Source organism: Pseudomonas sp. LLC-1, assembly GCF_002992185.1.
GTDB lineage: Bacteria > Pseudomonadota > Gammaproteobacteria > Pseudomonadales > Pseudomonadaceae > Aquipseudomonas > Aquipseudomonas monteilii.
Map to the genome: position 1 here is coordinate 128204 of NZ_LUVY01000020.1, position 24214 is coordinate 152417.

General features: G+C 63.1%; 21 protein-coding genes. 16 read left to right on the top strand and 5 right to left on the bottom strand.

Features of this window, described 5'->3' with window-relative positions:
- Nucleotides 1-38: 38 nt before the first annotated feature.
- From proX to A0O30_RS22860, 14 genes are all read left to right on the top strand, one after another.
- The gene (gene proX, locus A0O30_RS22790; protein WP_105948127.1) at nt 39-1067 is read left to right on the top strand and encodes a glycine betaine/L-proline ABC transporter substrate-binding protein ProX; all 1029 of its coding nucleotides are present in this window, start codon (nt 39-41) and stop codon (nt 1065-1067) included.
- 140 nt (nt 1068-1207) lie between these two features.
- Nucleotides 1208-2263, top strand: coding sequence for a GlxA family transcriptional regulator (locus A0O30_RS22800; protein ID WP_105948129.1), 1056 nt, complete (start codon nt 1208-1210; stop codon nt 2261-2263).
- Between the two features lie 224 nt (nt 2264-2487).
- Nucleotides 2488-3444 carry a benABC operon transcriptional activator BenR gene (gene benR, locus A0O30_RS22805; protein WP_105948130.1) on the top strand — a complete coding sequence of 319 codons (957 nt, stop codon included), beginning with the start codon at nt 2488-2490 and terminating at the stop codon, nt 3442-3444.
- 94 nt (nt 3445-3538) lie between these two features.
- Complete coding sequence (locus A0O30_RS28275; protein WP_105948131.1) at nt 3539-4237, top strand: RHS repeat-associated core domain-containing protein; 699 nt, start codon at nt 3539-3541, stop codon at nt 4235-4237.
- A gap of 83 nt (nt 4238-4320) precedes the next feature.
- Nucleotides 4321-5679, top strand: coding sequence for a benzoate 1,2-dioxygenase large subunit (gene benA, locus A0O30_RS22815; protein WP_016715262.1), 1359 nt, complete (start codon nt 4321-4323; stop codon nt 5677-5679).
- The gene (gene benB / locus A0O30_RS22820; RefSeq protein ID WP_105948132.1) at nt 5676-6161 is read left to right on the top strand and encodes a benzoate 1,2-dioxygenase small subunit; all 486 of its coding nucleotides are present in this window, start codon (nt 5676-5678) and stop codon (nt 6159-6161) included. The genes benA and benB overlap by 4 nt, the downstream gene beginning before the upstream one ends.
- A 72-nt stretch (nt 6162-6233) precedes the next feature.
- Nucleotides 6234-7244 (top strand): benzoate 1,2-dioxygenase electron transfer component BenC, encoded by a 1011-nt coding sequence (benC, locus tag A0O30_RS22825; RefSeq protein WP_105948133.1) that lies wholly within the window; start codon nt 6234-6236, stop codon nt 7242-7244.
- Nucleotides 7245-7408: 164 nt separating this feature from the next.
- Nucleotides 7409-8170: a 1,6-dihydroxycyclohexa-2,4-diene-1-carboxylate dehydrogenase gene (locus A0O30_RS22830; protein ID WP_019096256.1), complete on the top strand. Its 762-nt coding sequence runs from the start codon at nt 7409-7411 to the stop codon at nt 8168-8170.
- Nucleotides 8171-8227: 57 nt separating this feature from the next.
- Nucleotides 8228-9556 (top strand): aromatic acid/H+ symport family MFS transporter, encoded by a 1329-nt coding sequence (locus A0O30_RS22835; RefSeq protein WP_105948134.1) that lies wholly within the window; start codon nt 8228-8230, stop codon nt 9554-9556.
- A gap of 54 nt (nt 9557-9610) precedes the next feature.
- Nucleotides 9611-10810: a benzoate/H(+) symporter BenE family transporter gene (locus A0O30_RS22840; RefSeq protein WP_105948135.1), complete on the top strand. Its 1200-nt coding sequence runs from the start codon at nt 9611-9613 to the stop codon at nt 10808-10810.
- Nucleotides 10811-10864: 54 nt separating this feature from the next.
- Nucleotides 10865-12115 (top strand): OprD family porin, encoded by a 1251-nt coding sequence (locus A0O30_RS22845; protein WP_105948136.1) that lies wholly within the window; start codon nt 10865-10867, stop codon nt 12113-12115.
- 74 nt (nt 12116-12189) lie between these two features.
- A complete protein-coding gene (locus tag A0O30_RS22850; RefSeq protein WP_105948137.1) occupies nt 12190-13260 on the top strand; it encodes a metal-dependent hydrolase in 1071 nt (356 codons plus the stop codon).
- Nucleotides 13261-13331: 71 nt separating this feature from the next.
- Complete coding sequence (locus A0O30_RS22855; RefSeq protein ID WP_105948138.1) at nt 13332-14243, top strand: LysR family transcriptional regulator; 912 nt, start codon at nt 13332-13334, stop codon at nt 14241-14243.
- A gap of 100 nt (nt 14244-14343) precedes the next feature.
- Nucleotides 14344-15324: an LLM class flavin-dependent oxidoreductase gene (locus A0O30_RS22860; protein ID WP_105948139.1), complete on the top strand. Its 981-nt coding sequence runs from the start codon at nt 14344-14346 to the stop codon at nt 15322-15324.
- A gap of 88 nt (nt 15325-15412) precedes the next feature.
- Here A0O30_RS22860 and A0O30_RS22865 read toward each other — a convergent pair whose 3' ends face one another.
- From A0O30_RS22865 to A0O30_RS22880, 4 genes are all read right to left on the bottom strand, one after another.
- On the bottom strand, nt 15413-16510 hold the full coding sequence (locus A0O30_RS22865; RefSeq protein WP_105948140.1) for an alkene reductase: 1098 nt from the start codon (nt 16508-16510) through the stop codon (nt 15413-15415).
- A gap of 95 nt (nt 16511-16605) precedes the next feature.
- Nucleotides 16606-17616: an aldo/keto reductase gene (locus A0O30_RS22870; protein WP_105948141.1), complete on the bottom strand. Its 1011-nt coding sequence runs from the start codon at nt 17614-17616 to the stop codon at nt 16606-16608.
- 71 nt (nt 17617-17687) lie between these two features.
- On the bottom strand, nt 17688-19208 hold the full coding sequence (locus A0O30_RS22875; RefSeq protein ID WP_105948142.1) for an FAD-dependent oxidoreductase: 1521 nt from the start codon (nt 19206-19208) through the stop codon (nt 17688-17690).
- Between the two features lie 189 nt (nt 19209-19397).
- Nucleotides 19398-20726, bottom strand: a complete 1329-nt coding sequence (locus tag A0O30_RS22880) for an MFS transporter (protein WP_105948143.1) — start codon at nt 20724-20726, stop codon at nt 19398-19400.
- A gap of 163 nt (nt 20727-20889) precedes the next feature.
- Between A0O30_RS22880 and A0O30_RS22885 the strand changes: the two genes are divergently transcribed.
- Both A0O30_RS22885 and A0O30_RS22890 read left to right on the top strand, forming a co-directional pair.
- Nucleotides 20890-21987 (top strand): sugar diacid recognition domain-containing protein, encoded by a 1098-nt coding sequence (locus tag A0O30_RS22885; protein ID WP_105948144.1) that lies wholly within the window; start codon nt 20890-20892, stop codon nt 21985-21987.
- Between the two features lie 128 nt (nt 21988-22115).
- Complete coding sequence (locus tag A0O30_RS22890) at nt 22116-23255, top strand: glycerate kinase (protein ID WP_016715247.1); 1140 nt, start codon at nt 22116-22118, stop codon at nt 23253-23255.
- On the opposite strand, the gene A0O30_RS22895 is transcribed toward A0O30_RS22890, so the two are convergent.
- Entirely contained in the window at nt 23256-24161 is a 906-nt protein-coding gene (locus A0O30_RS22895; protein ID WP_105948145.1) for a LysR substrate-binding domain-containing protein, read from the bottom strand.
- Nucleotides 24162-24214 lie beyond the last annotated feature (53 nt).

Here is a 24214-nt window from a genome sequence, read left to right on the forward strand (position 1 = left end):
CGCACTTGAAGATAAAAATCAGAAGAAGGTAAGCGACGATGTACGAATCCAAGTTCTCCCGCAGCATCCTCAAATGCGCCACGGCGCTGACCTTGGTCGCCGCAGCGCTGGGCGCCCACGCCTCGGCGGAAAAGCCGGGTGATGGCGTGAAGGTGACGCCCATCTTCCCCTCCATCGCTGAAGAGCGCTTCCGTGGCGAAGTGGCCATGGAGGGCCTGCGCGAGCTGGGCTACAAGGTTCAGGAGCCGAAGGAGACCGAGTACGGCGTGATGATGGTGGCCCTCGCCAATGGCGATGCCGATTTCACCGTGCACCTGTGGGACAAGCTGCACAACCAGTTCTACCAGCAGGCCGGTGGTGACGACGTGATGGTCAAGACCGGCGACATTCTGCCGGGAGTGGCCCAAGGCTACCTGATCGACAAGAAAACTGCCGACCAGTACAACATCAAGTACATCACCGACCTTAAAAAGCCCGAGATCGCCAAGCTGTTCGACACCGACGGTGACGGCAAGGCCGACATGACCGGTTGCAACCCGGGGTGGGGTTGCGAGCTGGTGATTGCCCACCACATGAAGGCCTACGACCTGGACAAGAGCATCACCGTCAACCAGGGCTCGTACTTCGCGCTGATGGCCGACACCATCACCCGTTACAAGGAAGGCAAGCCGATCTTCTACTTCACCTGGGTGCCACAGTGGATCGCCAGCGTGCTGGTGGAGGGCAAGGACGTGGTCTGGCTGGAAGTACCGAAGACCGACCTGCCGGATGGCAAGAATGATGTCGACACGATGTACCACGGCAAGAACCTCGGCTTTGCCATCGACAAGGTGGTGGCCGTGCTGAACAAGGACTTTGCCGAAAAGAACCCGGCAGCGCTGAAGTTCCTGTCGCTGGTACAGATCAGCACCGACGACGAGAGCAACCAGAACCTGAAGATGCAGCAGGGCGAGAAGAAGCCTGCCGACATCACCCGCCATGCCAAGGAATGGGTTGCCGCCCACCGCCAGCAGTTTGACCAGTGGCTGCAAGCGTCGCGTGACGCTGCGGCCCAGTCCGGCAAGTAACCTGATCCATCAGCGTTGGCCTCTTCGCGGGCTTGCCCGCTCCCACAGGTCCGCCACAGGTTTTGAAAACTGTGCAAGGCCTGTGGGAGCGGGCGAGCCCGCGAAGAAACCAACGCGATTTCCGCTGTTGAGTTAAGACCATGAGCCACTTCGAAAGCATCCTCAAGAACACCAACCTTGCCCACCTGGACCCTGCCTTGCGCACCTCGCTGTCAATGCCGTGCCAGCGCGTGGCCTTCGTACTGCGCGAGCACTTCTCCATGATGGCGTTCACCGCCGCCATGGACAGCCTGGTCACCGCCAACCTGATGAGCGCCACGCCGCTGTTCCAGATCCAGGTAGTGGGCGAGGGCGAGCAGGTAATGAGCGACCTGGGCATCGCCCTGCCGGTCAACACCCAGCTGGCCGACCTTGAGGTACAAGGCCTCGACTGGCTGCTGGTATGTGGTGGCTTTCGCGTAAGGCTGGAAACCGCGCCACTGCTGCGCGCCAAGTTGCGCCAGGCTGACCAGCACGGCTGCCAGCTGGGCGGGTTGTGGAACGGCGCTTACTTCCTGGCCGAGGCCGGCCTGCTCAACGATCACGACTGCGCCTTCCACCCCGATGGCCGGGCGATGATGAACGAACTGTTCCCCAAAGTACGTATCAGCCGTCAAGCCCATGTGCTGGACCGTCGCCGCATGAGCTGTGCCGGGGCCAGCAGTGCGCTGGACATGATGCTGGCGCTGCTCGAACACTGCGGTGGCGCGCCGCTGCGCCGGGCGGTTGAGCAGATGCTGGCCTGTGACCGTTCGCGGGTAATGAGTGACGCCCCGGCCAGCGCGCCGGAAATCGACCCCAGCCTGCCCAAGGGCGTGCGCCTTGCGCTGGAGCTGATGCACGCCAATATAGAAGACCCGATTGGCATCGACGAGATCGCCGAGCACGCAGGGTTGTCCCGTCGGCACCTGGAACGGTTGTTCCGCCGCCATGTACAGGCCACGCCGCCACGGTATTATCTGGAGCTGCGCCTGACCCATGCGCGGCAGTTGTTGCAGCACACCAGCAAGTCGTTGACCGAAGTGGCGGTGGCCAGCGGGTTTGTCAGTTTCCCGCATTTCTACCGGCGGTTTCGTGAACTGTTTGCCATTGCCCCGCGCCAATACCGGGCACGGAGTCAGGGGTGGGCAGGTCGGCAGGAAATTACTGTTCGATAACCGAACACATTTATTACCCTCACTGTCCGCTATCCGCCCATCCATTGCCAAAGCCGCATTGCCCAACCCCCGCCTTTTTGCTGTAGTGTGCCTATCCGCCGGTTGTCACCTGCCCTCATCACCCCACAACCGGCCCGATAGAATGACCGTGACGACCGCAACCACAGCCCACAAGGCCGTAGGAAGCGGCGACCAGAACAATAACGATACCGAGTGCCTTGCCTATGGAAAGCCGCCTGCTGAGCGAGCGCAGTAGCGTGTTTCATCACGCCGACCCTTATGCTGTGTCCGATTATGTGAACCAGCATGTAGGCCAGCATTGCATCGGACTGTCGCGCACCACCCACCCACAGGCCAGCCTCAGCCACCGCAAGTTCGCCGAACTCGACCTGTGCCGCATCAGCTACGGCGGCAGTGTGCGCGTTACCTCACCAGCGCTGGAAACCATCTACCACCTGCAAGTGCTGCTCAACGGCAACTGCCTGTGGCGCGGGCACAAGCGCGAGCAGCACCTGGTGCCGGGCGAGCTGCTGTTGATCAACCCGGACGACCCGGTTGACCTGACCTATTCGGAAGACTGCGAGAAATTCATCCTCAAGGTGCCCACCCGGTTGCTGGATTCGATCTGCGACGAACAGCGCTGGCACCGGCCAGAAGGCGGCGTGCGGTTCTTGCGCAACCATTACCGGCTGGATGAACTGGACGGGTTCGTGAACCTGCTGGCCATGGTTTGCCACGAGGCGGAAGTGAGTGATTCTCTGCCGCGCGTGCAGGGGCACTACAGCCAGATTGTTGCGAGCAAGTTGTTGACCCTGATGAGCACCAATATCCGCCGCGAAAGCCTGAGCGCTCCGCAGGCCAGCCTTGAGCGCATTCTCGACTACATCGAGCGCAACCTGAAACTGGAGCTGCCGGCGGAGGTGCTGGCGGAGCAGGCCTGTATGAGTTTGCGTTCGTTGTATGCGCTGTTTGATCAGCACCTGGGCACCACGCCCAAGCATTACGTGCGCCAGCGCAAGCTGGAGCGGGTGTATGCATGCCTGAATGACCCGACTTGTGGTGTGCGCAGCGTGACAGAGCTTGCTCTGGATTATGGCTTCCTGCATCTAGGCCGGTTCTCTGAGGTGTACCGGCAGCAGTTTGGTGAGCTGCCTTCGCAGACGTTCAAGCGGCGGGGATGACGCGCGCCAGCTTGGGCACCTGATATTTCTGCCAGTTGTTTGCATTTCATGCGCAAGCCACCCTTGGCTTTATCTCAGGTAAAGGGTGGCAATCATGCCGGCTTCATTGCAGTACACCGTTTATGGGCACGATGGATGTGATCAATTCGCACCAGTGCTGCGCTTCAGCGGGCAGAGAAAAGAATCTGCCACAGGGCAATACCTGCTGGGGAATGGATACCGTGCGTTCAATCCCGTTCTGATGAGATTCCACAGCCCTGACAGCTTGAGCCCAATGGGTGCTGGAGGATTAAATTGTTACGCCTACTGTGCTGGGGATCCCATGAACAATATTGACCCCAGTGGGCACATGCTTAAATCAATATTTAAACGGCCAAAACGACGCGAACAGGCACCCAAACCTTTCATTTTTCCGCCCTCTGCTAAGCAACGTCAGTTCAATGAACTCATGAATTCCAGGGTGAAAGAAATCGGAAAGCTCGCTCAGCAAAAGCGCGTGAACGACTTTGAGTATTCAGGTCGCTTTACGGCGAACGGAATGGGGCACGAAATCGAACGAATATCTCAGGCTGACAACTGGTCCCAGCAGGAACTCAATCTGGTGGAAGTGTATAGTTTGAATCTGCGAAGAAACTACAGTGCTTTAGATTCCACTGATGTAAACGTGTTCAACACCACTACTGCACTGATGAATAAAATTGCCGCCAACTTGCCCGCAGAAGCACAGAAGGCGACGAAAGTGCACTGGAAGCTTGGAGAAGACGGAAAGCATGTGCGCATAACAACTGGATAGCACTCTGCACAATCCGGATAGTCCCCAGCCAGTCGTCTCCCTAACCTGACCAGGTCTAAACAATAACAAGGGAGACCCTGGCCATGTCCCTGGGATTCGACTACCTCAATGCCATGCTCGAGGACGACCGTGAAAAGGGCATCTACCGCTGCAAGCGCGAGATGTTCACCGACCCACGCCTGTTCGACCTGGAGATGAAACACATCTTCGAGGGCAACTGGATCTACCTGGCCCACGAAAGCCAGATCCCCGAAAAGAACGACTTCCTCACCCTGACCATGGGGCGCCAGCCGATTTTCATCGCGCGCAACAAGGACGGTGAGCTCAATGCCTTCCTCAACGCCTGCAGCCACCGCGGCGCCATGCTGTGCCGGCACAAGCGCGGCAACCGTTCCAGCTACACCTGCCCGTTCCACGGCTGGACGTTCAACAACAGCGGCAAACTGCTGAAGGTGAAAGACCCGAGCAACGCCGGCTACCCCGACAGCTTCAACTGCGACGGCTCCCACGACCTGACCAAGGTCGCCCGTTTCGAGTCCTACCGTGGCTTCCTGTTCGGCAGCCTGAATGCCGATGTAAAACCGCTGGTAGAACACCTGGGCGAGTCGGCCAAGATCATCGACATGATCGTCGACCAGTCGCCAGAAGGCCTGGAAGTGCTGCGCGGTGCCAGCTCGTACATCTACGAAGGCAACTGGAAGCTCACCGCCGAAAACGGCGCCGACGGCTACCACGTCAGCTCTGTGCACTGGAACTACGCCGCCACCCAGAACCAGCGCAAGCAGCGTGAGGCCGGTGACGAGATCAAGACCATGAGCGCCGGCTCCTGGGCCAAGCAGGGCGGGGGCTTCTATTCCTTCGACCATGGCCACCTGCTGCTCTGGACCCGCTGGGCCAACCCGGAAGACCGCCCGGCCTACGAGCGCCGTGACCAGCTGGCTGCCGACTTCGGCCAGGCCCGTGCCGACTGGATGATCGAGAACTCGCGCAACCTGTGCCTGTACCCGAACGTGTACCTGATGGACCAGTTCAGCTCGCAGATCCGCGTTGCCCGGCCGATTTCGGTGAACAAGACCGAAATCACCATCTACTGCATCGCGCCCAAAGGCGAGAGCGCCGATGCCCGCGCCAAGCGCATTCGCCAGTACGAAGACTTCTTCAACGTCAGCGGCATGGCCACCCCGGACGACCTGGAAGAGTTCCGCTCCTGCCAGACCGGCTACGGCGGCGGCACTGGCTGGAACGACATGTCCCGTGGCGCGAAGCACTGGGTCGAAGGCGCCGATGAAGCGGCTAAAGAGATCGAGCTCCATCCGCTGCTGTCTGGCGTGCGCACCGAGGACGAAGGCCTGTTCGTGCTGCAACACAAATACTGGCAGGACACCATGATCCAGGCCCTGAAGGACGAACAGCAGCTGATCCCTGTGGAGGCCGTGCAATGAGCCTGTATGAAACCGTGCGCGACTTCCTCTACCGCGAAGCGCGCTACCTGGACGACGCCCAGTGGGACCAGTGGCTGGAGCTGTACGCCAGCGACGCCAGCTTCTGGATGCCGAGCTGGGATGACGATGACACCCTCACCGAAGACCCACAAAGCGAAATCTCGCTGATCTGGTACGGCAACCGTGGCGGCCTGGAAGACCGCGTGTTCCGTATCAAGACCGAGCGCTCCAGTGCGACCGTGCCGGATACCCGCACCTCGCACAACATCAGCAACATCGAGATCGTCGAGCAAGGCGAGGGCAGCTGCCAGGTGCGTTTCAACTGGCACACCCTGAGCTTCCGCTACAAGGCCACCGACAGTTACTTCGGCACCAGCTTCTACACCCTCGACCTGCGCGGCGAGCAGCCGCTGATCAAGGCCAAGAAGGTGGTGCTGAAGAACGACTACGTGCGCCAGGTCATCGACATCTACCACATCTGATACAGGGTTTTGCGAGCATTGCCCGGTGCGTCCTGCGACGCGCCGTGGGCCGGCTCGCCCGCGAGGTGCAACATGAGCTACCAGATCGCACTGAATTTCGAAGACGGGGTTACCCGTTTCATTGAAGCCACCGGCTATGAAACCGTGGCAGACGCTGCTTACCGCCAAGGCATCAACATCCCGCTGGACTGTCGCGATGGCGCCTGCGGCACCTGCAAATGCAAGGCCGAATCCGGCCGCTACGACCTGGGCGACAACTTCATCGAAGATGCCCTCAACGAAGACGAAATTGCCGAAGGCTACGTACTGACCTGCCAAATGCGCGCCGAAAGCGACTGCGTCATCCGCATTCCGGCTTCGTCGCAGCTGTGCAAGACCGAACAGGCCAGCTTCGAGGCGGCCATCAGCGATGTACGCCAGCTGTCGGCCAGCACCATTGCCCTGTCGATCAAGGGCGAGGCCCTCAGCCGCCTGGCCTTCCTGCCGGGGCAGTACGTCAACCTCAAGGTGCCGGGCAGCGAGCAGAGCCGCGCCTATTCGTTCAGTTCGTTGCAGAAGGACGGCGAAGTCAGCTTCCTGATCCGCAACGTGCCGGGTGGTTTGATGAGCAGTTTCCTCACCAACCTGGCCAAGGCCGGCGACAGCATGAGCCTGGCGGGGCCGTTGGGCAGCTTCTACCTGCGGCCTATCCAGCGCCCGCTGTTGCTGCTGGCTGGCGGCACTGGTCTGGCCCCGTTCACCGCGATGTTGGAAAGGATCGCCGAGCAGGGCAGTGAACACCCGCTGCATCTGATCTATGGCGTGACCAATGACTTCGACCTGGTTGAACTGGATCGTCTGCAAGCGTTGGCTGCACGAATTCCCAACTTCACCTACAGCGCCTGCGTAGCCAACCCGGACAGCCAGTACCCGCAGAAGGGCTATGTGACCCAGCACATCGAGCCGCGCCACCTGAACGATGGCGATGTGGACCTGTACCTGTGCGGCCCGCCTCCGATGGTGGAAGCGGTCAGCCAGTACGTACGTGATCAGGGCATTACCCCGGCCAACTTCTACTACGAGAAGTTCGCGGCAGCGGCCTGATGGATCGTCGGGGGCCGCTTTGCGGCCCTTTCGCGACACAAGGCCGCTCCCACAAGTAAGCCGCAAGCCTGTGCCAAACACGGTACCCGTGGGAGCGGCCTTGCGTCGCGATGGAGGGCGCAGCCCTCCCAATTGCCATTAACCGGGTCATGCAGGAGAAACACATGAACAACAGATTCCAAGGCAAGGTCGCCCTGGTCACCGGTGCCGCACAAGGCATCGGACGGGGCGTGTGCTGGCGGCTGAAGGCCGAAGGCGCGCAAGTGGTCGCGGTAGACCGTTCCGAACTGGTCCACGAGCTGGCAGGCGAGGGCATGCTTACACTCACCGCCGACCTCGAACAACACGCCGACTGCGCCCGTGTCATGGCGAGTGCAGTGGAAACCTTCGGCCGCCTCGACATCCTGGTCAACAACGTCGGCGGCACCATCTGGGCCAAGCCCTTCGAGCACTACGAAGTCGAACAGATCGAGGCCGAAGTGCGGCGCTCACTGTTCCCTACCTTGTGGTGCTGCCATGCCGCGCTGCCCTACATGCTTGAACGCGGTAGCGGCGCCATCGTCAACGTCTCGTCCATCGCCACCCGTGGCGTCAACCGCGTGCCTTATGGCGCGGCCAAAGGCGGCGTCAACGCGCTCACCGCGTGCCTGGCCTTTGAAACCGCTGGCCGTGGCATCCGCGTCAACGCCACCGCACCCGGCGGCACCGAAGCGCCACCCCGTCGCGTGCCACGCAACAGCGCCGAGCAAAGCGAACAGGAAAAACACTGGTACCAGCAGATCGTCGACCAGACCCTCGACAGCAGCCTGATGCACCGCTACGGCAGCATCGACGAGCAAGTGGGCGCGATTCTGTTCCTTGCCTCTGACGAAGCCTCATACATCACCGGCGTGACCTTGCCGGTAGGGGGCGGCGACCTCGGCTGAGCAGCAACCTCAAGGCAACAGCTTTCCCTCACAACAAAAACAAGAGCGACAGATGCCATGCGAACCCTTGACGTACACCCGATCATCGATAACGCGCGCTTTACCCCGTTCCACTGGATGGTCATGGCCTGGTGCGGCCTGCTGCTGATCTTCGACGGCTATGACCTGTTCATCTACGGCGTGGTACTGCCGGTCATCATGAAAGAGTGGGGGCTTACCCCGTTGCAGGCCGGTGCGCTGGGCAGCTACGCGCTGTTCGGCATGATGTTCGGCGCCCTGGCATTCGGCAGCCTGGCCGACCGTATCGGGCGCAAGAAGGGCATTGCCATCTGTTTCGCCTTGTTCTCGGGGGCAACCATTCTCAACGGCTTTGCCTGCAGCCCGAGCGAGTTCGGCATCTACCGTTTCATTGCCGGCCTGGGCTGTGGCGGCCTGATGCCCAACGCCGTGGCACTGATGAACGAATATGCGCCCAAGCGCCTGCGCAGCACGCTGGTGGCAATCATGTTCAGTGGCTACTCGCTGGGCGGCATGCTGTCGGCAGGCGTAGGCATTTTCATGCTGCCGCGCTTTGGTTGGGAGTCGATGTTCTTCGCCGCTGCCGTGCCACTGCTGCTGTTGCCGGTGATTCTCTACTACCTGCCTGAATCGATCGGCTTCCTGGTGCGCCAGGGCCGCACCGAAGAAGCTCGCAAACTGTTGAAACGGCTGGACCCGGAATGCGATGTACAGGCGGATGACGTGTTGCAGGCCGCTGACCGCAAGGGCAGTGGGGCATCGGTGCTGGAGCTGTTCCGCAATGGCCTGGCCATACGCACACTGGCGTTGTGGCTGGCGTTTTTCTGCTGCCTGCTGATGGTCTATGCACTCAGTTCCTGGCTGCCGAAACTGATGGCCAACGCGGGCTACAGCCTGGGTTCGAGCCTGTCGTTCCTGCTGGCGCTGAACTTTGGCGGCATGGCCGGGGCAATTCTGGGCGGCTGGCTGGGCGACCGCTACAACCTGGTCAAGGTGAAGGTGGCGTTCTTCATTGCCGCTGCGCTGTCGATCAGCCTGCTGGGGGTGAACAGCCCGATGCCGGTGCTTTACCTGCTGATCTTCATTGCTGGCGCCACCACCATCGGCACGCAGATCCTGCTGTATGCCGGCGCTGCGCAAATGTATGGGCTGTCGGTGCGCTCCACCGGCCTGGGCTGGGCCTCGGGCATTGGGCGTAACGGCGCCATCGTCGGCCCGCTGCTGGGCGGCGCACTGATGGGCATCAACCTGCCGCTGCAACTCAACTTCATCGCGTTCGCCATCCCTGGCGCAATTGCTGCGCTGGCCATGGCCGTGCACCTGGCCAGTGGCCGTCGGCACGCCCAGGCCCTTGCGGCGCAGGCGTAATCCGAAGAACAAGCGCCGGGCACCGCGCCCGGCCAATGCCTTGCCAGAGGTGCCATGAAAACCCTGATCAAGGACAGCTCGCTGTCCGCCATCGTCGCTGGCTGCATCGCCACGATGATCTCCTACGCAGGCCCGTTGGTGATCATCTTCCACGCCGCCGAAGCCGCCGGCCTGTCCCACCAACAGTTGTCATCCTGGGTCTGGGCCGTGTCCATGGGCAGCGCCGTGCTCGGCGCGCTGCTCAGCCTGCGCTACCGGGTACCTGTGGTGATCGCCTGGTCGATTCCAGGTTCCGCGCTGCTGGTCACCGCTTTGCCGCAACTCGGCCTGGAGCAGGCCGTGGGGGCTTACCTGGTGGCCAATCTGGTTCTGCTGATGATCGGCATCAGCGGGGCCTTCGACCGCATTATCGCCCGCCTGCCGGGCTCCATCGCTGCCGGCATGCAGGCGGGCATTCTGTTCAGCTTCGGCATCGAAGTGTTCCGCGCCCTGCCAGTGCAGCCGCTGCTGGTGCTGGCGATGTTCGTTACCTACGTGCTGATGCGCCGGCTACAGCCACGCTATGCGGTGGCGGCGGTGCTGTGCGTGGGCACCCTGGTGACCGTTGCCAGCGGGGCGTTTCGCAGCGATGCACTGGTGCTGGAACTGGCTTCGCCACAGTGGGTCACGCCGCAGTTCAGCCTTTCGGCGGTATTCAGCCTGGCCTTGCCAATGGTGCTGGTGGCGCTCACCGGGCAGTTCATGCCAGGCATGGCGGTACTGCGCAACGCCGGCTACGCCACACCCGCCAGCCCGTTGATCAGCGCCAGTGCCCTGGCTGGAGCGCTGCTGGCGCCGTTCGGCTGCCACGGGCTGAACCTGGCGGCGGTTACCGCCAGCCTGTGCACCGGCCATGAAGCCCATGAAAACCCGCGGCGGCGTTATGTGGCGGCGGTGGCTGGCAGTGCGCTGTACCTGCTGCTGGGCATTGCCGGCGCCACGTTGATGTCGCTGTTCGCCGCCTTTCCCGCCGCACTGATCGCTGCCCTGGCCGGTTTGGCCCTGTATGGCGCCATCAGCGAGGCCCTGGCCCGCAGCCTCGCAGAGCCAGCCGAGCGCGATGCCGGGCTGTTCACCTTCCTGGTCACCGCTTCGGGGGTGGCGTTCCTGGGGCTGTCAGCGGCGTTCTGGGGGCTGCTGTTCGGCCTGCTGGCCCATGCGCTGCTCAGGTTGCATCGGCCTCGTGCCCGGGAGGTGCTGCGCCGTACCCCATGAACTGCCGTGTTCCCAACGCTTTACCCATAAAAACAAGATCAAGAGAGCTTCGGAATGAATCACACCCCTTGCGTCGCCCTGGGCCTGACTTTGCTCAGCCAACCACTGCTGGCTGCCGAAGGCGGCTTCTTCGAGGATTCGAAGGCCACCCTGAGTGCCCGCAACTACTATTTCAGCCGCGATTTCTCTGACATCGTCGGGGCCAACAAGCAGTCCAAGGCCGAGGAGTGGGCCCAGGGCTTCATCCTCGACTTCAAGTCGGGCTACACCCCCGGTACCGTCGGTTTTGGCGTGGACGCGCTGGGCCTGCTGGGTATCAAGCTCGACAGCAGCCCCGACCGGGCCAATACCGGCCTGCTGCCGGTGCATGGCGATGGCCGTGCCGCCGACGAGTACAGCCGCCTGGCGCCCACCTTCAAGGCCCGCCTGTCGAAGACCGAACTGCGCATCGGTGAACTGCAACCCAACCTGCCGGTACTGACGTTCAGTGATATCCGCCTGCTGCCGCCGACTTACCAGGGCGCCAGTTTGAGTTCGTCGGAAATCGACGGGCTGACCTTGCAGGCCGGCCACCTGAAAAGCACTCACCTGCGTAATGAAGGCGGCGACGGCAAGATGAACGCCATGCTCGGCCATGTGCCGATGCGCCAGGCCGAAAGCGATGCCTTCAACTACGTGGGCGGGGACTATGCGTTCAACGCCAACCAGAGCAGCGTCAGTCTGTGGTACGGGCAGTTGGAAGACATCTATGAACAAGGGTTTATCGGCCTGAAGCACAGCAAGCCAGTAGGGGACTGGGTGCTTAGCGCAAACCTGGGCTATTTCACCGCGCGTGAGGATGGTGATGCGCTGCTGGGCAATATCGACAACCAGGCGTTCTTCTCGATGTTCACCGCCCGGCATGGCGGGCACAGCTTCCATGCCGGCTACCAGGGCATTTATGGCGATAGCCCGTTCCCTCGGGTATTCGCCAACATTTCGCCGTTGGGTAACGAGGTGCCGACGTATGAGTTTGCCTACACCGATGAGCGCTCGTACCAGGTGCGCTACGACTACAACTTCGCCGCCCTGGGCGTACCGGGCCTGACGGCGACTGTGCGGTACATAACCGGTAACAATGTCGATACCGGGCTGGGTTACGAAGGGCGGGATCGCGAACGTGACCTGGACATTGGCTATGCAGTGCAGAGCGGCGTGCTGAAGGGGCTGGGGATTCGGGTGAGGAACGCCATGGCACGCTCCAATTACCGCAGTGACATCGACGAAAACCGCCTGACGTTGGTGTACACCTGGCAGCTGTTCTGAGCCAGCCAAGGGAATTGCGCACCGAGGTCGTATGAAGGTAGCTTGCGCAAATATCCCTTTCAGGAGCGCGACCCTTGGACTCCATCACCCAAGCCGTACTCGGCGCGGCCCTGCAGGGTACCGTGCTTGGCCGCATCCAGGGGCGGCGCGCGTTGCTGTATGGCGCTGCGCTGGGCACGCTGCCCGACCTGGACGTGATCATCCGCTACGCCGACCCGGTGTCGCAGATGACCTACCACCGCGGGTTCTCCCACTCGCTGTTCGTGCTTACCGGGCTGGCCTTGCTACTGGCCTGGCTGATCCACAAATGCTGGCCTGGCAAGGGTTACACCTTGTCCAGGTTGTTCGTGGCGTTCTGGCTGGTACTGGTTACTCACCCGTTGTTGGATGCCTTCACGGTCTACGGTACGCAGTTGTTCTGGCCTTTGCAGACCACCCCGCAAAGCTGGGCGGCGGTGTTTATCATCGACCCGGTCTACACCTTGCCGCTGCTGGCGGCGGTTATCTACGCCATCTTCAAGGGGGTGACCGCAAAGGCGACACGTCTGCTGACCCTGGCGCTGGTGTTCAGTACCGCTTACCTGGGTTTCGGCCTTGCCGGGCGTATGGCGGCGGAGCAGCGCTTCCAGGCGGCGCTGGATCAGCAAGGCATTGTCGCCAGTGAAGTGCGCGCCGTGCCGATCGCTTTCAATAGTCTGGTCTGGCGCGTACTGGCCAAGACCCCAGAGGGTGATTACTACGAGGGCATCAGCAGCGGGTTCGACCGGCAAGCGCCTGAAATGCAGCGTTTGCCGCGTAATTTGCCGCTGGCGAAAGCACTGGCAGGAAGCCCTTTGCACCAGCGTTTGCGCTGGTTTACCGATGACTGGCTGCGCTACGACCAGGTGGGCGACGCGCTGGTGGTGACCGACTTGCGCATGGGCATCCCTGGCAACTACACCTTCCGTTTCAACATGGCCCACCGTGACCGCCAGGGGCACTGGGTTGCCGACGTACCTTCGCGGTGGCAAGGCAGCGGGCCTGGCTCGATGTTCAACGGTAATGACTTGCTGTTGATCTGGCGGCGTATTGTCGACCAGCAGCCACCACTGCCGTTGGCCGCCTGGACAGACGCGTACATGAGGCCAGCCCCGAACACGCCCTAGCCAGCCTGTGGCCTTGCATTAGCTGGCTTCGGCCCCATTTATGCCGGTTCGATGACTCCAGGAACCCGCTCATGGAACCCAACCGCTTCGGCGACATTGCCGCCTTCGTCAGTGCCGCCAAGGCTGGCAGCTTCACCGCTGCCGCCGCCAGCCTTGGCCTGACGCGTTCGGCGGTGGGCAAAAGCATCGCCCGCCTGGAAGCGCGCATGGCTGTGCGCCTGCTTAACCGCACCACGCGCAAGCTGAGCTTGACCGACGAAGGCCTGGTGGCCTTTGAGCGCTGGCGGCAGATTCTGGATGACCTGGACGAGGTGGAAAGCACCATGGCCCAGCGCCGCGGAAGGCCCACAGGCACCCTGCGCCTGACCGCGCCGCTCTCGTTCGGCCAACGTCATGTGCTTCCGATCCTGGATCGCTATCTCAAGCAGTGGCCGGAACTGCGCGCAGACATCCGTTTCACCGACCGCTTCGTCGACCTGGTCGAGGAGGGCGTAGACGTTGCGGTGCGTATTGGCGCACCCAAGGAAGACTCACAGTTGTTGACCCGCACGGTGGCCTGGCAGCAGTTCGTGACCTGTGCATCGCCTGCCTACCTTGAGAAGCGTGGCGTACCGCAAGTGCCCGGCGACCTCTATGGCCACGACAAGATCGCCTTCCTCGCAGGAGAGAAGGCCATGCCCTGGCGTTTTCACACCGAAGCGGGGCTGCACCTGTGCGAAGACCCCGGCCGTTTGAACATCGACAGTTCCGAAGCCATGCTCGACGGCGCCCGCGCAGGCTTCGGGCTGATTCACCTGCCCACCTACATCACCGGTGACGACCTGCGCGCCGGCACCTTGGTGGAAGTGCTGCAGGCCTACCGCCCACCGGCAGACCCGATCCGCATCGTCTACCCAAGCAAACGCCATTTGTCCCCGCGCGTACGCGGCTTTATCGATTTGTTGGTGGCTAGCTGGGAACCGGGCGTGCCTTGGGAGTACTGATTGGGGAATGCCAGGCCCCTATACCGGGCCTGAACCTGGGTTTATCGCTAGCGGCGCAGCGGGGAAACTGGCAGCCACTGATAATCCCCCTGGAGACCCCATGACTGCACTGTCCGTACTGGATCTGGTCATGATCGGAGAAGGCAAGACCTTCGCCGACGCGATCGAAGAATCCCGCCAGCTGGCGCGCCATGTCGAGCAACAGCACTACAGCCGCTACTGGATTGCCGAACACCATGACATGCCGGGCATCGGCTCGGCGGCCACTTCGCTGGTGATCAACGAAATCGCCAACGCCACCCGGCACATCCGTGTTGGCGCGGGTGGCATCATGCTGCCCAACCATGCGCCGTTGGTGATAGCCGAGCAGTTCGGCACCCTCGATACCTTGCACCCGGGCCGTATCGACCTGGGCCTGGGCCGTGCGCCAGGCACTTCCGGGCCGACCGTACGTGCCTTGCGCGGTGCCGCGCCAGAGCGTGACTTCAGCCAGGACATCGCCGAACTGCGTGACTACCTGGCCGACAACGGCAAGCGCCGGGTGCGTGGCGTACCAGACAGCCACGAGGTGCCGGTGTGGATCCTTGGCTCCAGCCTGTTCGGCGCCGACCTGGCGGCGAAGCTGGGCCTGCCGTACGCCTTCGCTTCGCACTTTGCGCCGCGTTACCTGTTGCAGGCGATTGCCCACTATCGCGCCAACTTCCAGCCTTCGGCGCAGTTGGCCAAGCCTTATGTGATGGTAGGCATGAACCTGTTCGCCGCCGCCAGTGATGCCGAGGCAGATTACCTGGCCAGTTCCCATCGCAAGTGGATGCTGGACCTGCACGTGGGGCGCTTTGGTTTGTTGCCCAAGCCGCAGGAGGGTTATGTGCAACGCCTGCCTGAGCATGAGCGCGCAGTGCTGGAGCAGGTGATGGCCTGCACCGTGGCGGGTGGGCCCGAGCGAGTGAGGGAAGGGCTGCGCTCGCTGATCGAGCAGACCGGAGCGGATGAGCTGATGATCGATTGCCGCATCCATGATCCGCTGGCGCGGCAGCGGTCGCATGCCTATGCAGCGCAGGCACTGGCAGAGCTCGGTTAAAGCTACCGGCCTCTTCATGCGCTTGCCCGAGAAGAGGCCGGCATTGGCAACAAAAAAACGGGAGCCCATATGGGCTCCCGTTTCTGCATCAAGCCTGCTTCAGGAACGGATAATCCGTATACCCTTCAGGCCCATTGGCATAGTCGAACTGCGCCCGGTGCTCGTTCAACGGCGCCTGCAGCCGCAGCCGCTCGACCAGGTCCGGGTTGGCGATGTAACTGCGCCCGAACGCCACGGCATCGATCAGGCCACGCCCGATCAGGTCTTCGCCTTTCTCGGCGGTGTAAGCACCGGCCGCGATGATTACGCCCGGATAAGCTGCGCGGATTGCCTGGCGGAATTCGTCACGCAACGGCTTGCCACCGGCCCAGTCAGGCTCGGAGAGGTGCAGGTAGGCGAGGTTGCGCTTGGCCAGCTCGCGGATCAGATACAGGCCGGCGGCTTCCTGGTCTTCGCCATTGTCCACGCCATTGAAACCACCCAACGGGAACACGCGGATGCCGACGCGCTCGGCGCTCCAGTTGGCAACGGCCGCGTCCACCGCTTCCAGCACAATACGTGCGCGGTTTTCGACGCTGCCGCCGTAACGGTCTTCGCGCTGGTTGGCACTCGGGGTAAGGAACTGGTGCAGCAGGTAACCGTGGGCCGCATGCAGCTCGATGAAGTCGAACCCGGCTTCACGGGCGTTGATCGCGGCCTGGCCGAAGTCGGCAACGATACCGACAATTTCCGCTTCGCTGAGCGCCCGCGGCGCGGAGGTTTCCACGCGTATCAGGTCGCCTTGCTCGTCACGCAGGGTAGTGCGCGCACCTGCCGGAAGTGCCGAAGGGGCCACTGGCGCTTCGCCGCCAGGTTGCAGAGACGTGTGTGACACCCGCCCGGTGTGCCAGACCTGCACGGCGCTGTGGCCGCCATCGGCATGAATGCCTTCGTTGATGTGCTTCCAGGCAGCGATCTGTTCGGCGCTGTGAATGCCGGGCGATCCGGAATAGCCCTTGGCCTGGAAGGAGATCTGCGTGGCTTCCGTGATGATCAGGCCAGCACTGGCGCGCTGGCGGTAGTACTCGCCCATCAGCGTGGTGGGTACATCGCCCGGCTCCAGGCTTCGCAGGCGTGTGAGGGGCGCCATGAAGACACGGTTGGGCAGGGTGAGGGGGCCAATTTGCAGCGGTTGCAAGAGTTTCATTGCAGCTCCAGAGGTGGAAAACCAATGGTGCGCACGATACCGGGGTGATTGGGGAAAGGGGGGACCGGGAGCCCGGCGCAGGGCTCCCCAATGCGTCAGCTGCGCGCCAAGCGCCCGCTCACGTAATGCGCCACATCATTGAACCCCGGCGTGGATGCATGCCCCGGCGTCACCAGCGAGTCGATGAACGCCTCATCTTCCGCCGTGATCTTCACCGCCAATGCACCGCCATAGGTGTCCCACTGCTCTTCGGTACGCGGCCCGACAATCGCCGAGCTCACCCGCTGGTTATTCAGCACCCAGGCAATGGCGAACTCAACCATTCCCACGCCCTTGGCCTCAACGTAAGCCTGGATCTGCCGGGCGATGGCCAGCGACTCCTGGCGCCACTCCACTTCCATGATGCGCTTGTCCTGGCGCCCTGCGCGGCTGCCGGCATCCGGCACCGCACCTGGCGCGTACTTGCCACTGAGTACGCCCCGCGCCAACGGGCTGAACGGCACGACGCCCAGGCCATGGGCGGCGGCGGCAGTGAGCTGCTCCGGCTCGGCCTGACGGTTGACGATGTTGTACAGCGGCTGGCTCACCACCGGCCTGGGCACCCCGAGGCGCTCGGCAATGTGGCAGACCTCGGCAATGCGCCAGCCACGGAAGTTGGACACGCCCCAGTAGCGGATCTTGCCCTGGCGCAGCAGGTCGCCGATGGCCTGCACGGTCTCTTCCAGCGGCACCTTGTGGTCTTCGCGGTGCAGGTAGTAGATGTCCAGATAGTCCATGCCCATGCGGGTGAGGGTGGCCTCCAGGGCATTGAAGATGTGTTTGCGCGACAGCCCGCTGCGGTTGGGCAGGCCATCGGCCGGGCCGAAGCCGACCTTGCTGGCGACGACCCAGTCCTGACGATGGCGTGCCACCGCTTCACCGACGATTTCTTCCGAACGCCCGGCGTTGTACACGTCGGCAGTGTCGATGAAGTTGATGCCCTGGTCCCAGGCCTTGTCGATGATGCGCAGGGCGTCCTCGGTACTGGTCTGCTCGCCGAACATCATGCTGCCCAGGGTAAGGGCGGAAACCTGCAGGCCACTGTGGCCGAGGGGGCGGTAGATCATGCGCTTGGGTCCTTTTCAGTCGGCTGATCCAGCTGTTTTACACACAACCGGGGCGCATTGAAAGGCGGACCTCAGCCAATTAGCGCCAAAGCCTCTTGCAGGCTCAACGGGCGTTTCATGTGTTGCGACAGCGTTGCCATGGCATCGGAATAACCCTTGGCGACCACAGCCTCAACCCGTTCATCCACACACTGCAGCGCAATGAAATCGCCTTTTTCCGGCTCACCGACGAACTCGATCCGGTTCCAGTCCCGGGCGTGGCCAAGCACTTCATAAGTGCGGCCGTGCTGGTAAGTCCAGAAGAACGGCACATCGGCATAGCGGCGCTGCTCGCCAAGCATGTTGGCTGCAGCGATCACCCCGTGTTGCTGGGCCAGACGCCAGTGCTCGATGCGCACAGGTCGACCGGTGAGCGGGAAGGTGGCGATATCTCCTGCCGCCCACAGGCCATCGGCAGCGCGCAGTTCTGCGTCGACCCTCACAGACTTGTCCTCGGTCAGCGGCACGCCCTGGAGGAAGGCAGTGGCCGGTTTTACCCCCGTGCCGAGCAGCACCAAGGGTGTTTGAAGCCGTTCTCCGTTGGCCAGTTGCACGGCTTCGACTTTGTCCCGGCCCTCGATGCGCTGAACTTCAGTAGGGCCGTGGAAGGTGACCCCCTTGCGCTCTTGCAGCTCACGGATGCTGCGGCCGATGCGTTCACCCAGCTGCCGGGCCAGGGGGACTTCGTGGCGGGTGACCACGTGAACCTGTAGGCCGTACTTGCGCAATGCCGAGGCGGCTTCGAGGCCGATGAAGCCGTCTCCGATGATGACCACCGGTTGGCCGGGTTCGGCTGCATCGAGCAACTGGGCGGCATCCTCCCGTGAGCGCAGGGTGAACACCCCGGGCAGGTCGGCGCCGGGGATGTCCGGGCGCAGTGCTTTCCCGCCAGTGGCCAGCAGGCAGGCGTCGTAATCGATCTGTTGGCCGTCGGCGAGCGTAAGCTGGCGTTTCTGGCTGTTGAGTGTGCGCACCTTGCCGTGCTTGCGCTCCAACTGGCCCTTGCGCAAGGCTTCGGCATCAAGCAGGGCGGGGACTTCATCGGGCGGCATCTGCCCGGCAATCACGAATTTGCTCAGGGCCGTGCGGTCGTAGGCGGGCTGGCGTTCCTGATCGACCCACACCAGCCGGCCGGCGAAACCGTGGGCCAGCAACGTAGCGACTGCAGCGCTGCCGGCGGCGCCAGCACCGACCACGACGAAGCAGCGGGCATCGCTGTGCCGTGGCGGTTCGATGGCTGGAAGGGGCTGGTCATCGACCCAGACTTCATCGCCCTTGACCCAGGTTTTGTAGCGACGCAGGTCGGCCAGCGCCGGGGGCTCGCAGACCACGCCATCGTCCACGGCGAAGGCGGCTTTGTGCCAAGGGCAGACCAGCAAGCCGCTGCAAACCACGCCTTCATTGAGTGGCGCACCTTCGTGGGGGCAGTTGCCTTGGTAGGCACGAACCTGGTCGCCCTGGCGGATGAGGACAAGTTCTTCGCTACCGGCCTGAACACGCAGAGGACGGTGTTCGTCGAGCTGGCTAAGGCGGGCCACGGCGTGCTGGGTCATGGGGGTTCTCCAAAGGGGCCTTTGGAACCATTTGACGCCTGAGGTGGGGAGGGGATGCGTTGAGCTGACGATCGGTGGAGGGTGTGTGGCCTGGGATGGCCTCTTCGCGGGCTTGCCCGCTCCCACAGGATCACCACGAGCTCGAACACTGTGGCGGCCCTGTGGGAGCGGGCGAGCCCGCGAATGGGCTCAACTGGCCTTTGCAGTACTCAGCGCACCTGCCCGCGTTACCCGCAAGGCTACCAGGCTACCCACCACGATCAGCGCCGCCAGCGAATACAGTGCGGCATCGGTTGAACCGGTCTGGTCCTTGATGAACCCCACCAGGTACGGGCTGAGGAACCCCGCCATCTGGCCCACCGAGTTGATGATGGCCAAACCGGCCACAGCGGCACCGGCACTGAGCAGCGCGGTGGGCATTGGCCAGAACATCGGCAGGCCGGTGAGCGCGCCCATGGTGGCAATCGACAGGCCAAGAATGGCAATGGTCGGGTTACCCGCGAAGTTCACCGCAATCAGCAGGCCGATAGCACCCATCAGCATCGGCACTACAAGGTGCCAGCGGCGCTCGTTGCGCAGGTCGGCCGAGCGCCCGCACAGGATCATGAACACACCCGCCAGCAGGTACGGAATGGCGCTGAGCCAGCCGATCAGCAGCGGGTTGTCGAAGCCCATGTTCTTGATGATCGATGGCAGCCAGAAGTTGATCGCGTACACACCGCTCTGGATGCAGAAGTAGACGAAACCGAAGGTCCAGATCAGCGGGTTGGTCAAAACGGCCAGTACGCTGTCGCCGGTAGTGTTCGGTTTGCCGGCAGCATCGGCTTCCAGGTCGGTTGCAATCAGCTGGCGTTCCGCCGTACTCAGCCAAGGCGCTTTCTGGTAGCCGTCACTGAGCAAAAACACCGCCAGTATGCCCAGGGCAACGGTCGGCAGGCCCTGGATCAGGAACATCCACTGCCAGCCGGCCAGGCCGTGTTGGCCAGCGGCGAAGTGCTGCAGGATCCAGCCGGAGAACGGCCCACCGAGCAAGCCCGACACCGGGATCGCCGACATGAACAGGGCCATGATGCGCCCGCGACGGGCCGCCGGGAACCAGCGCGAGAGGTACAGCACCACACCCGGGAAGAAGCCGGCTTCGGCGGCGCCGGTGAGCAGGCGCAAGGTGTAGAACTCGGTGGGGGTGGTGACGAACAGCAGGCAGGTGGAGAGGCTGCCCCAGGCGATCATCATCAGTGCAATCCAGCGCCGAGGGCCAAACCGGTTGAGCGCCAGGTTGCTTGGTAAACCGCACAGTACGTAACCGATGAAGAAGATGCCGGCGCCGAGGCCGTACACCGTTTCGCTGAACTTCAGGGCGTCGAGCATCTGCAGCTTGGCAAAGCCGACGTTGACGCGGTCCAGGTAGTTGAACAGGTAGCAGATGAAAATGAACGGAATCAGCCGCAGGGTGATGCGCCGGTACAGCGCGTTGCGGGTGGTGTCCGTGCCTTGGTCAGGGGCGGGGCTGTGTGCCATGATCGGGTTCTCTGTTGTTATGGTTGTCGCCGCGTCGCCTGTGCCGGCGCTCGCCCTGACGAGTCTCGGGGACTGCGGCCAGCCTGTCTTTGTGCTTTTGCACAGTGCCTGGCCCAGGCTGCTGTGCCCGAGCCCAAAAGCCTGACACCTAAAGGACCCCGCAATGTTCGAACTCGACCATGACCTGGCACAGGATATCGTTGACCGGGCGATGGCCATTCTGCCGTGCAACGTCAATGTCATGGACAGCCAGGGGTTGATCCTGGGCAGCGGTGAACCGGAGCGTATCAACACCCGCCATGAAGGCGCGCAACTGGTCCTGGCCAATGGCCGTATCGTCGAGCTGGATACTGATGCGGCCAAATGCCTGAAGGGCGTGCAGCCCGGGGTAAACCTGCCGCTGATGCTCGATGGCCGGCTGATGGGCGTACTGGGCCTGACGGGTGACCCGCAACAGGTGCGCACCTATGGCGAGCTGGTACGCATGACCGCCGAGATGCTGCTGGCCCAGCGCCATTTGCAAGCCGACCAGCAATGGCGACGCCAGCGTTGTGATGACCTGCTGGCGCTGTTGCTAGGCGGCAGCGGCGACTCGCCACGCTTGCTCGACGAAGCCCGGCAACTGGGCCTGAAGCCGCAGTTGCCACGGGTGCCTTGCCTGTTCGAGCTGGCCTCGGGGCCGCCCGCCGAGGCGCTTGCCGCGTGGTTGCTGAGCCGTTACCCGGACAGCTGGTGTGTCAGCCCGGCGCGGCAGTCGTTGCTGTGGTGTCGGCCCGCAGGTGTGACGCTGGATGAGCCACGCCTGCTCGAGCGCCTGCAACGCCATGGCTGGGGCGTGGAGCGCCTGGCCTTGGGCAGTACCGCGCAGAGCCTGGAGCAACTGCGCCGAGGTTATCGCCGGGTGCGAGACTTGCTGGCCTACGGGCGCGAGGTACTCCCCGGCGAGCGCTTGCTGAGCCTGCATCGCTACCGGCTACCGGCACTGCTGTGGCGGCATCGCAACGATGACGCGCTGGATGAACTGCTGGAACCGTTACAGCGCATACGCGCCAAGGACAACAGTGGGCAGTTGCTCACCACCCTACGCGCGTGGTGTGCCCATGACGGCCAGAGCCAGGCCTGTGCCGATGCCCTGGGCATCCACCGCAACAGCCTGCGCTATCGCCTGGAACGGATCGCCGAACTGGGTGAGGTCGACCCGCTGCGCATGGAGGGGATGCTTAGCTTGTACCTGGGGTTGCAGCTGTTGCCTGCTGACTGACGCGGCGCCTGCAGGCGCCGCCACGAAGGCATCTGCCCAAACAACCCGCCCGGCGTTTTGTGCATTTGACCGAGGCCAGCCTGGCGGGCACCTGTCAGCATGCCGCTCATCAGGACAGGAGAATCCCCATGAAGATCGTCATTGCCCCCGACTCGTTCAAGGACAGCCTTGATGCTGCCGGTGTCGCCCGCGCCATCGCAGCTGGCCTGAGCCAGGCGTGGCCGGACGCAGCCTTGGTCGAGTGCCCGATGGCCGACGGCGGCGAGGGCACCATGGAGGCGATCCTGGCCGCCAGCCACGGCGAACTGCGCCGCCAAGCGGTGCGTGGGCCATTGGGGCACAGCGTCGAAGCCGGCTGGGGGTGGCTGCCACAAAGCCGCACGGCCATCATCGAAATGGCCCAGGCCAGTGGCTTGCAGCTGGTGCCAACCGGCCAGCGTGATGCGTGCCGCAGCAGCACCTGGGGCACCGGCGAGCTGATCGCCGCCGCCTTGGCCGCCGGCGCACAGCGGGTGGTGCTGGCCATCGGTGGCAGCGCCACCAACGATGCGGGCAGCGGCATGCTGCGCGCGCTGGGCCTGCGCCTGCTGGATGCCGACGGGCAAGCGCTGGAAGAGGGCGGCCTGGCACTGGCGAAGCTGGCGCGGATCGACGCCAGTCACCTCGACCCGCGCCTGGCCGAGGTGCAATTCGAAGTCGCGGCGGACGTCGACAACCCGCTGTGCGGCGCCAACGGCGCATCGGCGATTTTCGGCCCGCAGAAAGGCGCTAACCCGCAGCAGGTGCAGGCGTTGGACCAGGCGCTGGGGCATTTTGCCGACCACTGTGCACAGCTGCTGGGCGACGATGTGCGCGACTACCCTGGATGCGGCGCTGCCGGTGGTATGGGCTTCGCCGCCCGTGCGTTCATGGGGGCACAGTTCCGCCCGGGGGTAGAGGTGGTGGCCGAACTGGCCGGGCTTGACGCCTTGGTGCAGGGCGCGGACCTGGTGGTGACGGGTGAGGGGCGTTTCGATGCCCAGACACTGCGCGGCAAGACGCCGATGGGGGTTGCCCGGGTCGCCAAGCGCCACGGTGTGCCGGTGGTGGTGCTGGCCGGGACACTGGGTGAGGGCTACCAGCAGTTGTATGCCCATGGGGTCGATGCTGCATTTGCGCTGGCCAGCGGGCCGATGAGCCTGGAGCAAGCGTGTGCCAATGCGGCAGAACTGCTGCAGGCTCGGGCTTGTGACGTGGGCCGGTTATGGCGCTGCGCAGCGCGCGCCTGATCAAAGCGTTTTTGCGTCTTCGAACAGGGCGATGAAATTGGCCAGCGCAGGCGAGGCATTCTGGGCGTTCCATTTCATGTACAGGCCGATGCCTGGGGTGGATTGCTCGTCTATCGGGCGGATCGCACAGAATTGAACACGCTCGCGCGGGGTCGATCGGGCGAATGAGGCCGGCACCAGGGCCACACCGAAACCACAGGCGACCAGCCCCAGCAGGGTATGAATCTGTGCGGCTTCCTGTACCACCCGAGGGTAGAAGCCGGCCGACTCGCACAGGGCAACCAGCTGGGCATGGTAGCCGCCGCCCAACGCTTGCGGGGTAAACACAAAGTCCTCATTGGCAAACTCGCGCAGGTCGACGTCGCCTTGCTGCGCTTTCACATGGCCGGCGGGCAGCGCCATGACAATCTGCTCGTCAAGCAGCAGCCGTGACTCCAGCGTACCCACCGGCAGCGGTAGCCTGCGCATGAAGCCGATATCCGCCTCGCCGGCCAGCAGCGCCTTGGCCTGCGTCGCCGATGGCATCTCGCGCAGGGTCAGTTGCACGTTCGGGTAAGTCTCGCGATAGCGCCGCAAGCTGTTGAGCAGCGAGTCGTAATAGGCGATGGAAATGGCCGTGATGGTCAGTTTCCCGCTGACACCCGCAGAGACATTACGGGCGTACTCGATACCCTGTTCCAGCTCGGCAAGCACGCGGTAAGCCGTATCGCGAAAGGCTGTGCCAGCCGGGGTCAGACGCACCCCGCGCGTATTGCGCAAGAACAAGCTGAAACCGAGCTTTTCTTCCAGGCGGCTGATCGCCTGGCTCAGCGGCGGCTGTGCCATGTGCAGGCGCTCGGCAGCCTTGTGAAAATGAAGCTCTTCGGCCACGGCGATGAACTGCCTGAGCAAACGTGTCTCGATCAATCAAGCATTCCTTCAGCGCGGCGACTCGGGGGTGATATCCATGAGATATCAAA

Excerpts from the sequence above, each read along its gene's own strand:
- A0O30_RS22880 (WP_105948143.1), bottom strand. The coding sequence starts at position 20,726 with ATGGCACACAGCCCCGCCCCTGACCAAGGCACGGACACCACCCGCAAC.
- benC (WP_105948133.1), top strand. The coding sequence starts at position 6,234 with ATGAGCTACCAGATCGCACTGAATTTCGAAGACGGGGTTACCCGTTTC.
- proX (WP_105948127.1), top strand. The coding sequence starts at position 39 with ATGTACGAATCCAAGTTCTCCCGCAGCATCCTCAAATGCGCCACGGCG.
- benR (WP_105948130.1), top strand. The coding sequence starts at position 2,488 with ATGGAAAGCCGCCTGCTGAGCGAGCGCAGTAGCGTGTTTCATCACGCC.
- A0O30_RS22860 (WP_105948139.1), top strand. The coding sequence starts at position 14,344 with ATGACTGCACTGTCCGTACTGGATCTGGTCATGATCGGAGAAGGCAAG.
- A0O30_RS22800 (WP_105948129.1), top strand. The coding sequence starts at position 1,208 with ATGAGCCACTTCGAAAGCATCCTCAAGAACACCAACCTTGCCCACCTG.
- A0O30_RS22835 (WP_105948134.1), top strand. The coding sequence starts at position 8,228 with ATGCGAACCCTTGACGTACACCCGATCATCGATAACGCGCGCTTTACC.
- A0O30_RS22870 (WP_105948141.1), bottom strand. The coding sequence starts at position 17,616 with ATGATCTACCGCCCCCTCGGCCACAGTGGCCTGCAGGTTTCCGCCCTT.
- A0O30_RS22865 (WP_105948140.1), bottom strand. The coding sequence starts at position 16,510 with ATGAAACTCTTGCAACCGCTGCAAATTGGCCCCCTCACCCTGCCCAAC.
- A0O30_RS22845 (WP_105948136.1), top strand. The coding sequence starts at position 10,865 with ATGAATCACACCCCTTGCGTCGCCCTGGGCCTGACTTTGCTCAGCCAA.
- A0O30_RS22840 (WP_105948135.1), top strand. The coding sequence starts at position 9,611 with ATGAAAACCCTGATCAAGGACAGCTCGCTGTCCGCCATCGTCGCTGGC.
- A0O30_RS22875 (WP_105948142.1), bottom strand. The coding sequence starts at position 19,208 with ATGACCCAGCACGCCGTGGCCCGCCTTAGCCAGCTCGACGAACACCGT.
- benB (WP_105948132.1), top strand. The coding sequence starts at position 5,676 with ATGAGCCTGTATGAAACCGTGCGCGACTTCCTCTACCGCGAAGCGCGC.
- A0O30_RS22890 (WP_016715247.1), top strand. The coding sequence starts at position 22,116 with ATGAAGATCGTCATTGCCCCCGACTCGTTCAAGGACAGCCTTGATGCT.
- benA (WP_016715262.1), top strand. The coding sequence starts at position 4,321 with ATGTCCCTGGGATTCGACTACCTCAATGCCATGCTCGAGGACGACCGT.
- A0O30_RS22885 (WP_105948144.1), top strand. The coding sequence starts at position 20,890 with ATGTTCGAACTCGACCATGACCTGGCACAGGATATCGTTGACCGGGCG.
- A0O30_RS22830 (WP_019096256.1), top strand. The coding sequence starts at position 7,409 with ATGAACAACAGATTCCAAGGCAAGGTCGCCCTGGTCACCGGTGCCGCA.
- A0O30_RS22855 (WP_105948138.1), top strand. The coding sequence starts at position 13,332 with ATGGAACCCAACCGCTTCGGCGACATTGCCGCCTTCGTCAGTGCCGCC.
- A0O30_RS28275 (WP_105948131.1), top strand. The coding sequence starts at position 3,539 with ATGCCGGCTTCATTGCAGTACACCGTTTATGGGCACGATGGATGTGAT.